At 62.0% G+C, this 13237-nt stretch carries 9 protein-coding genes; 5 read left to right on the top strand and 4 right to left on the bottom strand.

What is annotated here, in order from left to right; all coding sequences use genetic code 11:
- Window positions 1-183 precede the first annotated feature (183 nt).
- The 5 genes from AC07O2_RS08265 to AC07O2_RS08245 all read left to right on the top strand — a co-directional run bounded on the left by AC07O2_RS08265 (window position 184) and on the right by AC07O2_RS08245 (window position 7559).
- Window positions 184-816 (top strand): LemA family protein, encoded by a 633-nt coding sequence (locus tag AC07O2_RS08265; RefSeq protein WP_495075261.1) that lies wholly within the window; start codon window positions 184-186, stop codon window positions 814-816.
- Complete coding sequence (locus AC07O2_RS08260; RefSeq protein WP_495075260.1) at window positions 813-1676, top strand: TPM domain-containing protein; 864 nt, start codon at window positions 813-815, stop codon at window positions 1674-1676. The genes AC07O2_RS08265 and AC07O2_RS08260 overlap by 4 nt, the downstream gene beginning before the upstream one ends.
- Before the next feature lie 2 nt (window positions 1677-1678).
- Entirely contained in the window at window positions 1679-2179 is a 501-nt protein-coding gene (locus AC07O2_RS08255; RefSeq protein ID WP_495075259.1) for a TPM domain-containing protein, read from the top strand.
- A gap of 19 nt (window positions 2180-2198) precedes the next feature.
- On the top strand, window positions 2199-4550 hold the full coding sequence (locus AC07O2_RS08250) for a heavy metal translocating P-type ATPase (protein ID WP_495075258.1): 2352 nt from the start codon (window positions 2199-2201) through the stop codon (window positions 4548-4550).
- Window positions 4551-4988: 438 nt separating this feature from the next.
- Window positions 4989-7559, top strand: a complete 2571-nt coding sequence (locus AC07O2_RS08245) for a PAS domain-containing protein (RefSeq protein ID WP_495075257.1) — start codon at window positions 4989-4991, stop codon at window positions 7557-7559.
- A gap of 71 nt (window positions 7560-7630) precedes the next feature.
- Here AC07O2_RS08245 and AC07O2_RS08240 read toward each other — a convergent pair whose 3' ends face one another.
- From AC07O2_RS08240 to AC07O2_RS08225, 4 genes are read right to left on the bottom strand one after another with little or no spacing between them, the layout of a single operon-like run.
- On the bottom strand, window positions 7631-8533 hold the full coding sequence (locus tag AC07O2_RS08240; RefSeq protein WP_495075256.1) for an SMP-30/gluconolactonase/LRE family protein: 903 nt from the start codon (window positions 8531-8533) through the stop codon (window positions 7631-7633).
- Entirely contained in the window at window positions 8530-9291 is a 762-nt protein-coding gene (locus AC07O2_RS08235) for an SDR family NAD(P)-dependent oxidoreductase (protein WP_495075255.1), read from the bottom strand. The genes AC07O2_RS08240 and AC07O2_RS08235 overlap by 4 nt, the downstream gene beginning before the upstream one ends.
- Window positions 9292-9331: 40 nt before the next feature.
- Complete coding sequence (locus tag AC07O2_RS08230; protein WP_495075254.1) at window positions 9332-11488, bottom strand: alpha-galactosidase; 2157 nt, start codon at window positions 11486-11488, stop codon at window positions 9332-9334.
- 12 nt (window positions 11489-11500) lie between these two features.
- A complete protein-coding gene (locus AC07O2_RS08225; RefSeq protein ID WP_495075253.1) occupies window positions 11501-13231 on the bottom strand; it encodes an IlvD/Edd family dehydratase in 1731 nt (576 codons plus the stop codon).
- Window positions 13232-13237: the final 6 nt, after the last annotated feature.

Raw genomic sequence — 13237 nt, 5'->3', positions numbered from 1 at the left:
GACGCAAACGATGATGGATTGCCCTTCCGAATAAACCATGCAACAAGAGGCCGGGCCACGGCCCATGAAACACGATACCGACCGCCCATTCTTTGCATTACCCAATACACCGTGGGATTGCTGGTGATGACCAAAGGCGCTGCGGATAGCCCTGGCATTTCTCATTCATTTCAAAGGCAGATAATGCGCAAACTTCTCATCTTCATACTGTCCGTAGTGGCCCTTGGGCTATCGGGCTGTGGCTACAACACCTTCCAGAGCACGGACGAGCAAATCAAGGCCAGTTGGGCTGAGGTACTGAACCAATACCAGCGTCGGGCAGATCTGATCCCCAATTTAGTCAGCACCGTCAAGGGCGAAGCCACGTTTGAACAAGACACACTGGTCAAAGTGGTTGACGCACGCGCGAAAGCCACCTCCATCCAGGCGTCTCCTGAGCTGATCAACGACCCGGCCGCATTCCAGAAATTCCAGCAGGCACAAGGCGAATTGACAGGCGCCTTGTCGCGCTTGCTGGTGGTGTCGGAAAACTACCCCAATCTCAAAGCCAATCAGGCCTTCAGAGATTTGCAGGCGCAGTTGGAAGGAACCGAAAACCGCATCACAGTCGCACGCAACCGGTATATCAAAGCGGTGCAAGACTACAACGTAACGGTGCGCTCCTTCCCGTCGAACATCACGGCCATGGTGTTTGGTTACAAGGAAAAAGCCAACTTCACAGTGGAGAACGAAAAGGAAATCGCCAAACCTCCGGCCGTCAGTTTTGACAAGACACCGCCTGCGCCACTGGGCGCGGCATCCGGAGTTGCCAAATGACTTTCCATGGAGCGATACACCGCTGGTGCATAGCCGTCTGCTTAACACTTGTGTCGCTCGCTCCATGCATCGGACATGCACAGATCGCGGTACCACCGTTGGCAGGGCATGTCACCGATCTAACCGGGACACTCACGCAGGAACAAAAGTCCGCACTCGAACAATCTTTGGCTGCCTTTGAAGCACGAAAAGGCACCCAACTTGCCGTTCTACTGGTTCCCACGACACTGCCCGAAGCCGTTGAGCAATACGCCTTACGCGTTGCCGAACAATGGAAGCTGGGACGCCAGAAGGTGGATGACGGTGTCATTCTGTTGGTGGCAAAAGACGACCGCACGGTACGCATTGAAGTAGGTTATGGCCTGGAAGGCGTACTGTCGGACATCGTGAGCAAGCGCATCATCAGCGAGACCATACTGCCGCGTTTCAAGCAAGGAGATTTCTACGGTGGCGTGCAGGCCGGCACAACGCGGATCATGCAGGTGGTGGACGGTGAGTCCTTACCCGCAGTCCAGGGCAGCAGCCCCAGAGGGGCCGACCAAAGCCTTAGGCAGTTCGTACCGTTTCTGTTCATTGTGGCATTGGGTGTCGGCGGCGTGCTGCGCAAGGTCCTCGGGAAGGTCGGTGGCTCCGTGGTCACTGGAGTTCTGGTGACCGGGCTTGCCTGGCTGGTCATTGGAACCTTGCTATACGCCATCCTCGCCGGGCTTGCGTCCATGTTTGTCACTTTGATCGGTGCAGGGGCAGCGCTGCGTGGCGTTGGCGGCTACTCTGGCGGCAGTCAGGGCGGATTCGGTGGTGGTGGATTTCGGGGCGGCGGTGGCGGATTCGGTGGTGGCGGCGCATCGGGGAGGTGGTAGCCATGCAGATACAACGTTTCATGCGCCACCTGCTGTTTACCGATTGGCAGCTGCACCAAGCCTTCACGTCCGAAGACCTACGCGCTATAGAGCAAGCGATCCAGCGCAGCGAACAACTGCATGGCGGGGAGATTCGGTTTGCCGTGGAGGGCGGGCTGGACGGCATGCGTCTGCTAAAAGGCCAATCTTCCCGCGAACGTGCCCTTGAAGTGTTTTCCCAACTACGGGTGTGGGACACCGAGCGCAACAACGGCGTTCTGATTTATGTATTACTCGCAGACCACGCGGTTGAAATCGTGGCCGACAGGGGCATCCATGCCAAAGCCGGCAATGCAAGCTGGAACGCTATCTGCCATGGCATGGAGATGGCATTTTCAAAATCAGCATTCCAAGAGGGTGCATTGAATGGAATTTCTGCGGTTGCGGACGTTATGGGCACCCACTTTCCATCGAGCCGTGCGCGTGTAAACGAGCTTCCCGATACACCCGTCTTGCTGACCTGACAACCATCGCAGAAATGCCATGCATACCCATCAACACAACGCTGAGACTGTGCAAGCTCCACCCGCTAAAAGCACCGGAAAAAACAGTGCTGCGGCGCTGAAGGATCCCGTGTGCGGAATGGCGGTGACGGACCAGTCCTTTCACCGATCAGTACACATGGGTCGCACATTCTTCTTTTGCGGAAGTAAATGCAAAATGAAGTTCGATGCCGCTCCCATGCAGTACATGGGGGAACGCATAGATAAGTTAGCAGAAGCACCGGCGGCAACAGGGACGGCATACACCTGCCCGATGCACCCTGAAATTCGCCAGGATCATCCGGGCAGCTGCCCTAAATGTGGCATGACGCTGGAGCCCGTGACTCCCGCGCTGGAGGACGAAAACCATACCGAATTGCGGGACTTTGAGCGGCGATTCTGGTGGACTATGCCGCTGACTGCGGTCGTTTTCTTGCTGGCTATGGTGGGGCATCGCCTGCAGTGGATGGATATGACGGTGCAGAGCTGGGTTGAGTTTGCCCTGGCAACGCCCATCGTGCTGTGGGCCGGTTGGCCGTTTTTTGTGCGCGGTGCGCAGTCCTTCGTGCACCGCAGTCCCAATATGTGGACATTGATTAGCCTGGGCACAGGAGCGGCATACCTCTACAGCGTGGTGGCAACACTTGTACCCAGCGCATTTCCAGATTCGTTCATTTCCATGGGACGGGTGGCGGTTTATTTCGAAGCGGCTGCAGTCATCATCTCACTGACGCTCTTGGGCCAAATGTTGGAACTCAAAGCACGCTCGCAAACCTCGGCCGCCATCAAATCCCTGCTAGGTTTAGCACCCAAAACGGCGCGCCGCGTGAAAACCGATGGCACCGAGGAGGACATTGAACTCGCTCACGTTCATGTGGGTGATTTGCTGCGGGTAAGACCGGGTGAAAAGGTTCCTGTAGATGGAGTGGTTACCGAGGGCAGCAGTGCACTGGATGAGTCTATGCTCACGGGTGAGCCCCTGCCTGTCACCAAGCGCATCGGCGACAAGCTTATTGGGGCCACACTGAACACCAGTGGAGCTTTGGTCATGATGGCGGAGAAGATCGGCTCCGAAACAGTGCTGTCCCAAATCGTACAAATGGTCGCACAGGCCCAGCGCTCAAAAGCGCCCATGCAGCGCATGGCAGACCTGGTAGCAGGCTACTTTGTCGTGGCTGTGGTCAGCATCGCCATCCTCACCTTTGTTGGCTGGGGCCTGTTTGGACCCGAACCCAGTTGGGTCTATGGCTTGATCAATGCCGTCGCCGTATTGATCATCGCCTGCCCCTGCGCGCTCGGATTGGCCACCCCCATGTCAATCATGGTGGCCACCGGTAGGGGCGCTACACAGGGCATTTTGTTTCGCGACGCAGCGGCCATTGAAAACCTACGCAAAGTTGACACTTTGATCATTGATAAAACCGGGACCCTGACCGAAGGACACCCCAGCTTTGAAAAGGCCGTGCCGGGTCCGGGCTATGAAGCAGGAGAGGTGTTGCAGCTAGCGGCAAGCCTTGACCAGGGCAGCGAGCATCCCTTGGCTGCGGCGATTGTGGCGGCCGCGCGCGATCGCCAACTGATTTTGATTAAACCGGAAAACTTTGAATCAGGGTCCGGCATTGGTGTGCAAGGCCAGGTTGCAGGAAAGCACATGGTTTTGGGAAACACCACTTTGATGCAGCAAATGAACATTGCAGTGGATGCGTTGAAGCCACAGGCCGAGGCCCTGCGCACCGACGGCGCCAGCGTCATGTACCTGGCGGCCGATGGAAAGCTTGCCGGGCTGCTGGCGGTATCCGACCCCATCAAGGCCAACTCCATGGAAGCCCTGAAGACACTCAAGGCCTCAGGCATCCGCATCATCATGGCAACCGGTGACGGACTTACCACCGCCAAAGCCGTCGGTGGCAAACTCGGCATTGACGAGGTGCATGGCGAAGTCAAGCCGCAAGACAAACTCATGCTGGTCGAACAATTGCAACAGCAAGGCCGCACCGTGGCCATGGCCGGTGACGGCATCAATGACGCACCGGCCCTGGCAAAAGCCAATGTCGGTATTGCCATGGGCACGGGGACCGATGTGGCGATGAATAGCGCCCAAGTCACCTTGGTCAAGGGGGATTTGCGTGGAATTTCCATCGCCCTGACGCTCTCCAATGCGACGGTGCGCAACATGAAGCAGAACCTGATGTTTGCTTTTCTGTACAACGCACTCGGTATTCCTGTAGCGGCCGGAGTGCTTTATCCCTTTACAGGTTGGGTACTGTCACCCATGATTGCCGCCCTGGCAATGAGCTTCAGTTCGGCGTCGGTCATCGGCAATGCGCTGCGGCTGCGCTCGGCACGGGCTTAGAACCGATCCATGCTCTATCTGGAAGTGCGCAGAGACCGTTCTGAATCTTGGATGCTGTATGCGGTGCAAGTCCGCCACACGGCCGAACAACAAGACCACCAAGGCATCGGTTCCTAGCGGTCTACGGGGCGACGGTGGCGCTGAAAGTAGGCGGGTTCATCGCCCTGCATTCATCCTGGCTTGCGACACTAGCAAGCGCATCCACATCACTTCTATAAACATAGCACCCAGCGCAGTAAATACCTGCACAAAAGCCACTTTTTGCATACAAAATACCGTCGAAAGGCGATGCCGTACGCCCGGCAAATTTCTCGGGGAGCAGGCTGTTCTCTTTTGGCTTCCACGTTTACCCTGCGGGGGCTATGGCCTGCCCTGCCCCCAAGTGCCCTAAGATTCAGCCCATCCGGTAAAGCTTTCAGAGCTAGGTAGAAAAAACACATGACTTCCGCCGCACCCCTGCCACGGGATGAAGACAAAAGGCTGAGCCAATTGCGTTCACTCCAGGTCCTGGACACCGGACCTGAGCCGATCTTTGATGCCCTGGCGCGCGTAGCCTCCTCGGTGTGTGGGGTACCCATTGCACTGATGAGCCTGGTGGACTCGGACCGGCAGTGGTTCAAATCCAATATCGGAATGGAAGGGGTTACGCAAACACCGCGTGACTCGGCCTTCTGCGCCCACGCCATCCTGCACGCCGAGTTGATGGAGATCTCCGACGCAATGCGGGACCCGCGATTCATGGCCAACCCTCTGGTTACTGGACAGCCGCATATCCGTTTTTACGCTGGCGCTCCCATCGTCATGCCCGATGGAGAAAACATTGGCACTCTGTGCGTGATAGACCGGCAGGCACGCATACTGACCAACGCACAACGTGCTGCGCTGACCGATCTGGCGCAGGTGGCCGCCCATTCTCTGCTGATGCGCAAGAATGCCCTGGACCTGGACCAGCTGAACGCACTCACCATACAACAGGCACAAGAGATCAGCGCCAAAGGCGCGCTGTACCACGCTATCGTGGAAGACCAGACGGATCTGATCTCGCTGGCGCTGCCCTCGGGCGAGCTGACTTTCGTCAACTCGGCATATGCCAAGCATTTTGGTGAGACACCCGCATCCATGATGGGACACAACCTGCTGGAGTACGTTGCCGAAAAAGACAAGGAATCGGTCACAGCCCACTTGCGTGCCGTGTGCAGCAAACCAGGCACTGCGCAGGGCGAGAACCAGATGCGTTCGGCCTCGGGCAAGGAATGCTGGTTCGCCTGGTCCAACCGCGCCATCGGCAACGACCAAGGCCAGGTGATCGCACTGCATTCGGTGGGCCGCGACATCACCGAAAGAAAGCGCGCCGAGCTCGCGCTGAAGGCCAGCCAGGACAGCTTTCGCACCCTGTACGAGGCAACGCCGGCCATGCTGCACTCGATAGATGCACAGGGGCGCATCCTGTTCGTCAGCGACACCTGGCTGGCCAAACTGGGCTATACACGCCAGGAAGTGGTGGGCCGCGCGTCGGTGGAGTTCCTCTCTGCCGCATCGCGGGACTATGCGCGTACGGTAGTACTTCCAGAGTTCATGCAATACGGCCGGTGTCACGACATCCCCTACCAAATGGTGTGCAAAGACGGTCGCACCATCGACGTGCTGCTGTCGGCCGTGCTGCAGCGCGATGCGCAGGGCCAGCCTGCGCATTCACTGGCAGTGATCCAGGACGTGACAGAAAAAAACGCCATCTCCCGGGCCCTGCGTGCCAACGAGCAGCGCCTGCGGCTGATTGCGAACAATCTGCCGGTGCTGATCTCGCACATAGACACCGACTACCGCTATACCTTTACCAACGACAACTACCAAAAGTGGTTTTCGCTGCCCGGGGAAACGGCGGGCAAAACCATAGCCGAGGTATTTGGCGACGAGGTTTTCAAATACATACAGCCCCGTATCGCCGAGGCTCTGGCGGGCAAGGATGTTTCGTTTGAGCTCAGGAACACACTCCCTCACGCGCCCTCCCACATGTTTGCGCACTACGTGCCTGACCGGGATGAAAGCGGCAAAGTCATAGGCGTTTTTGGCTTGGTGCTCGACCGCTCGGAACAGCACCAGGCACAGACACGCATAGAAGCCAGCGAACGCCAGTTGCGGGCCGTAACAGACAACCTGCCGGCCTTCGTCGCCTATGTGGACACGCAGGAGCGCTACCGATTCATCAACAAAACCTACCGCGAGTGGCTGGGTTTAGAGCAGGACGCCATCCTGGGCCGGCCGGTTCAGGAGGTGCTTGGCCCCGAGCTCTACGCGCAGCGCCGGGAACCGCTGCGACGCGCACTACAGGGCGAACGTGCGGCGTTCGAAGTCTTTTCCGTGTTGGATGGCTCCGCGCGTGATCTGCAGACCATCTATGTACCGGACGTGTTGGCGGACGGAGAAATACTGGGTGCCTTCGTACTGGCCTCCGACGTCACGGAGCTCAAGCGCGTGGAGCAGGAGCTGCGCGACCTCTCGCGCACCGACACCCTCACCGGCCTGCCCAACCGGCGCCAGTTTGGTGAGAATCTGGAACAGGCCCTGTCGCGCAGCCGCCGCACCGGCAGCCCCATGGCGCTGATGTTCCTGGACGTGGACCACTTCAAGTCCATCAACGACTCGCTGGGACATGCCGCGGGCGACGTGGTGCTGTGCGAATTCGCCAAGCGCATACGCGCGGGCATCCGCATCACCGACGCGGCTGCCCGGCTGGCCGGCGACGAATTTGTGGTCATCCTGGAAGATGTGAAAACGCTACCCGAGACGGAGGCCGTGGTGGCCAAATTGATTGAAGCCGTACGGCTTCCGATGCAGACCGAAGGCAAGGAAATTCTGGTCACCACCAGCATAGGCATTGCTTTTTTCCAGCCGGAAGGCCCGGCGGATGCGCTGGGTGCCAGCGAGTTGCTGGCGCGTGCGGACCGAGCACTGTACCGCGCAAAAGCCGCCGGCCGGAACACCTTTGCAGTGGACGTCGGCACACCGTAGACATACCCACATCACTATCAAATAAATAGCTACCAGCGCAGATAAAACCTGCGCTAGCGGCTATTTTCTTATCAAACCACCGCACCCCAAGCGTGGGCCTGCAGCCCCCGCACACCGGTGCGCAGCGCAAAGGCCGAGCCGGCCAGGGGCTGCTGCGCCAGTTGCTCCGGCGTCAGGTCCACGCGGGCACTGGTGACCAGCATCAGATCCAACTCCGCACCACCAAACGCCACATTGGTGATCTGGCTGGCGGGCAGGTCGATGCGCAGCAGCTCCTCACCGGCCAGATTGAAACGGCGCAGGCAGCCGCCGCCCCACATGGCCACCCACACATGGCCTTCGGCGTCGAAGGTCATGCCGTCGGGCTCGCCCTCTTCCATCGCAAAGCGCTTCCACAGCGTCTTGTTCTGCAGCTGACCATCGGCACCCAGGGTGTAGCGGTAGATGCTGCGCAGCAGGCTGTCTGTGTGCAGCATCACCGTGCCATCGGCCGAGATGGCTGGGCCGTTGGCAATGTGGATGTTGCGCTCTACCACCTCAATGCGACCGTCCGGATGCAGACAGGCCAGCTGGCCGCGCGCTTCTTGCGGATCGTCCGAGAACATCGAGCCGGCCCAGATGCGGCCGGCCGCGTCGGCCTTGGCGTCGTTCAGGCGCACACCGGGCTGGTCGGGGTGGGGCGTGCCCAGGCGCTCGATACGCAGCTCGGGCTCCAGCGTCAGGCGCACAAAACCGGAGCGGAAGCCGGCCACGAAACCCTGGCCATCGGCGCAGGGAATGATCCAGCCCACATGCTCGGGCATGGGCCAGCTGTAGCGCTGGTCGGTGCTGGGAGACCAGGCATGCACCGCCCGGCCCATGATGTCCACGAAGAAGAAGCGCCCGCTGGCCGCGTGCCACAGCGTGCCCTCGCCCAGCTGCAGGGTGGGCGTCCAGACGGGTGTGATCGTTTGGTGAGTGTCTGCCGTGCTCATGTCCACCCCGCGTCCACCACGAAGTCCTGGGCGGTGACCATGCTGCTGTCGTCGGCCGACAGGAACAAGGCCATGTTCGCCACGTCGGCACCTTTGATGCGGCCGGGCAGGCACTGGTTGGCATCCAGCGCGCGTTCGCCTTCCTCATCGACCCACTGGGTGAGCTGCTTCTCGGTCATGATCCAGCCAGGGGTCAGGGTGTTGACGCGGATATTGTCTGGCCCCAGGTCACGTGCCAGGCTGCGCGTCAGGCCTACGGTGGCAGCCTTGCAAGTGGCGTACAGAGGGTAGCCCTTGCCCTTCATCATCCAGCTGATGGAGCCCAGATTCACAATGGCCCCGCCGCCCATGCGCCGCATGCCGGGCACCACGGCCTGGGCCGCAAATACGTGCGGACGCAGGTTGACGGCCACGCGCCAGTCGAAGTCTTCCACCGTCACGTCCATCAGGTCGTGGCGCTGGTCGTTGGCCACGTTGTTGATCAGCACATAGATGTCGCCATGCGCGGCCACGGCCTGGGCCAGTGCAGCCTGCAAGGCGGCCACATCGCTGGCCTCACTTTGCAAGAACAGCGGCGTGGGGCCGACCGCACTGGCAGCCGCCACCACTTTAGCTGCCGACTCGGCGTTGCGCCCGGTAAAAGCCACTTTGGCACCCTGGCGCGCAAAGGCCTCCACGATGTCGCCGCCAATGCCGGAGCTACCGCCGGTGACAAACACACTGCGGCCCTCCAGGCTGGGGTAGTTTGCGTATTTCAATCGATGTCTCCAGGTAAGGAAGAATGTAAAAAACGGCCCGTCAGCCCTCTGATCCTGGCACGTGGGAGAAAGAATAAAGCAATGCCGATTCGGGCTGCATCACCGGCACCGGCAGGCCGATGCGGGCCAACTCGCTGCCGGCCACACGCACACCATCCGCCTGGCGCAACGCATCGCCCCAGGGGTCCGACGCGTCACCGCGTGCACGCGCCTGGCCGGCGCTGGCCAGCAACTGCAGCTGCCACACACCAGTGCCCACCAGGGACGGCAGGCGCAGCGGCGGCTGGTAGGTGTAGTTGGGCGGCTGCAAAGTAAACACGCCCAGCACAGCACGGTCGGCGGCTTGCACCAGCCACCAGACCAGGCCGTCCTCGGTGCGGCCCTGGTGAAACTGGCCGGTGTGCAAGACCCCGCGCAGCGATTTGTAGAGGTCTATCCAGCGGCCCAGCGCGGCGCGGTCGGCATCCGGCAGCTGGCGCACATCGGCCTCTACACCCATGTGGCCGAAACAGGCCACTGCGCATCGGAAGTCCATGCTCTGGCTGCGGCCGGTGGCATGTGCCGGGGCCGGGCCCACATGGCTGCCCATCAGCTCCAACGGGAACAGGCGTGCCGCGCCGCTCTGGATGGTGATGCGGGCCACGGCATCGTTGTTGTCACTGGTCCACAGGCGCTGGGTATAACGCAGCGCACCCAGGTCGGCACGGCCGCCACCCGAGGCGCAGGTTTCAATCTCCAGCTGCGGGTGGGCACTGCGCAGGCGCTGCAGCAGCGCGTACCAGGCGCTGATCTGGCTGCGCATGGCGACCCGGCCGTCCAGGCCCACGGCCTGGGCGAAGGTGCGGTTCATGTCCCACTTCAGGTAGGCAATAGGGTACATGCGCAGCAAGGCATCCAGCTTGTCAAACAGGTACTGGCCCACCTCGGGCCGGGCGACATCCAGCACCAGCTGGTTGCGGCCCAGCACCAGGGCGCGGCCGGCCACCTGCAGTGCCCAGTCGGGGTGGGCGCGGAAGAGCTCGCTGTCAGGGTTGACCATTTCGGGCTCGACCCACAGGCCGAACTCCATGCCCAGGCTGTGCACGTGGGCGATGAGCGGGCCCAGGCCTTCGGGGTATTTCGCCGGATCGGGCCACCAGTCACCCAGGCCGGCGCGGTCGTCCTTGCGGGCGGGGAACCAGCCGTCGTCCAGCACAAAGCGCTCTACGCCTACCGCCGCAGCGGCGCGGGCCAGGTCGAACAGCACATCGGCCTGGTGGTTGAAGTACACGGCCTCCCAGGTATTCAGGTGCACCGGGCGCGGGCGCATGCTGCCGCCGGCCCATTGCAGCACGTGGCTGCGGGTGAATTTCTGTAGGCGGGCGCTGGCGCCGTTCATGCCAGCATCGGACCAGCCCAGGTGCAGGGTGGGCGTTTGCAATGTGGCGCCCGGGGCCAGGACCACCTCGCCCGGCGCCAGCCATTCGCCGGCCTGCAGGCACAGGCGGCCGTCTTCGGCGCGGTCCAGTGCAAAGCGGTGGTTGCCGCTCCAGGCCAACTGTGCGGCCACGGCCTCGCCCTGGTGGTCACCGGCGTCGTGCGCCAGCACGAACACCGCTGGCGGGGCCTCGTGCCCACTGCGGCCGGTTCGGTTGTCGCGCTGCCAGCCGGCCATGGGCACGGCCTGGCGGGTCCATTGGAATTCATGCGACCACTGGCCGTGGAAGCTGCCCACCTCTTGCAGCACGGGCGGCAAGGCCACGCTGGCGCAGGCTAGGTGGTCCACCGTGAGATCGGCGGTGCCGGTATTGCGCAAGAGGCTGTGGATACTGAGCACGCCACTGTGTGTGCACAGCTGCAGGGTCACGTCCACCACCAAGGCGGCCACGTCGTCTGCCAGCTGCAACACCAGCGTGTGGGCATCGGGTTGTTGAAAGCCGGTGGCGCGCAGGTCCTGCACGGCGTCCAGGCCGGCGCGGTGCGCGCGCAGCACGGGGGCGCCGGGCTCGCCATTACCCCAGCAGGGCAGCAGCGGCACACCGGCCAGGCGGTCCAGCGTACCGGGGGCCATGCGCAGCAAAGCGGTGGCGGGCCAGGCATCCAGCAATGGCGTCTGGCCCAGGGCCGCACCCCAGTAGCGCCATACGGGCATCTGGCCCACGGCGAACTCCAGCACCACCGCCACGCCGGCGGCCTGCATGCGCAATAACGGGCTCATCGCAAGCAGGACCTAATGTGAATCGCGCGGCACGGCGGAGCCACGGGTACCCACCAGGAAATCCATGTCGGCACCTTGGTCGGCCTGCAGCACATGGCGGTGGTACAGGCGCACATAACCCGACGCAGGCTCGGGTGGCGGCACCCAGGCGGCACGGCGGCGCGCCAATTCTTCGTCGCTCACATGCAGGTGCAGGCCACGACCGGCCACGTCCAACTCGATCTCGTCACCGTCCTGCACCAGGGCCAGCGTGCCGCCGGCGGCGGCTTCAGGCGCCACATGCAGCACCACCGTGCCGTAGGCCGTGCCGCTCATGCGGGCGTCAGAGATGCGGACCATGTCGGTAATGCCTTTTTGCAGCAACTTGGGCGGCAGGCCCATATTGCCGACCTCGGCCATGCCGGGGTAGCCCTTGGGACCGCAGTTCTTCAGCACCATCACGCAGTTTTCGTCGATGTCCAGGTCCGGGTCCATGATGCGTTCCTTGTAGTGTTCGATGTTCTCGAACACCACGGCCCGGCCCCGGTGCTGCAACAGCTTGGCTGTCGCGGCAGACGGCTTGATCACCGCGCCCTGTGGTGCCAGGTTGCCGCGCAAGATCGCCAGGCCGCCCTGCTCCACCAGGGGCTGGCTCAGCGGGCGTATCACCTTGTCGTTGAAGCACTCGGCGTGCTCGACGTTTTGCGCCTGGGTGCGGTTGTTGACGGTGATCGCGTCGCCGTGCAGCAGGCCAGCCTCCAGCAGGCGCTTCATCACCACCGGCAGGCCACCGGCGTAGTAGAAGTCTTCCATCAGGTATTCACCCGACGGCATCAGATTCACGATGGTCGGGATGTCCTTGCCCAGACGATCCCAGTCGTCCAGCGACAGCGGCACGCCCATGCGGCCGGCGATGGCGATCAGGTGGATAACCGCATTGGTCGAGCCGCCAATGGCGCCGCAGACGCGGATGGCGTTCTCGAAGGCTTCGCGGGTCAGCACCTGCGACAAACGCATATCGCGCTCGACCATGTCGACGATCATGCGGCCAGAGCGCTGCGCGAGTTCCAGGCGGCGCGAATCGACGGCCGGAATCGCGGCATTGGTCGGCAGCGAGACCCCCAGCGCCTCGACCATGCTGGCCATCGTCGAGGCCGTGCCCATGGTCATGCAGACACCGGCAGAGCGCGACATGCAGCTCTCGGCCTGCATGAACTGCGGCAGGGTCATCTTGCCGGCGTTCACCGCCTCGGAGAACTTCCACACATGGGTGCCCGAGCCGATGGCTTCGCCGCGGTAGTTGCCGTTCAGCATCGCACCGCCGGATACCACCAGGGTCGGCAAATCGACGCTGGCCGCGCCCATCAACGTAGCCGGGGTGGTCTTGTCGCAGCCGGCCAGCAGCACCACGCCGTCCAGCGGATGGGCGCGGATGGCTTCTTCCACGTCCATGCTGGCCAGGTTGCGGTACAGCATGGCGGTGGGGCGCATCAGGGTCTCGCCCAGCGAGGACACGGGGAATTCGACTGCAATGCCGCCGGCCTGCAGCACGCCGTGCTTCACGCGCTCGGCGATCTGGCGGAAATGCTGGTTGCAGGGCGTGAGCTCGCTCCAGGTGTTGCAGATGCCGATGACCGGGCGGCCATCAAAGCTGTCGTCCGGCAGACCTTCGCTTTTCATCCAGCTGCGGTGGATGAAGTTGTCCTTGCTAGTGCCGCCAAACCAATGCTGGGAGCGGCGTTTTTTGGGGGATTCGGTGGTCATGGAGGC

It is taken from the genome of Rhodoferax sp. GW821-FHT10B06 (genome assembly GCF_059415605.1).
This window is presented reverse-complemented; position numbering and strand designations above follow the sequence as displayed.

Coding starts and splice junctions, on each gene's coding strand:
- AC07O2_RS08240 (WP_495075256.1), bottom strand. CDS start 8,533: ATGAGCACGGCAGACACTCACCAAACGATCACACCCGTCTGGACGCCC.
- AC07O2_RS08225 (WP_495075253.1), bottom strand. CDS start 13,231: ATGACCACCGAATCCCCCAAAAAACGCCGCTCCCAGCATTGGTTTGGC.
- AC07O2_RS08265 (WP_495075261.1), top strand. CDS start 184: ATGCGCAAACTTCTCATCTTCATACTGTCCGTAGTGGCCCTTGGGCTA.
- AC07O2_RS08250 (WP_495075258.1), top strand. CDS start 2,199: ATGCATACCCATCAACACAACGCTGAGACTGTGCAAGCTCCACCCGCT.
- AC07O2_RS08230 (WP_495075254.1), bottom strand. CDS start 11,488: ATGAGCCCGTTATTGCGCATGCAGGCCGCCGGCGTGGCGGTGGTGCTG.
- AC07O2_RS08245 (WP_495075257.1), top strand. CDS start 4,989: ATGACTTCCGCCGCACCCCTGCCACGGGATGAAGACAAAAGGCTGAGC.
- AC07O2_RS08255 (WP_495075259.1), top strand. CDS start 1,679: ATGCAGATACAACGTTTCATGCGCCACCTGCTGTTTACCGATTGGCAG.
- AC07O2_RS08260 (WP_495075260.1), top strand. CDS start 813: ATGACTTTCCATGGAGCGATACACCGCTGGTGCATAGCCGTCTGCTTA.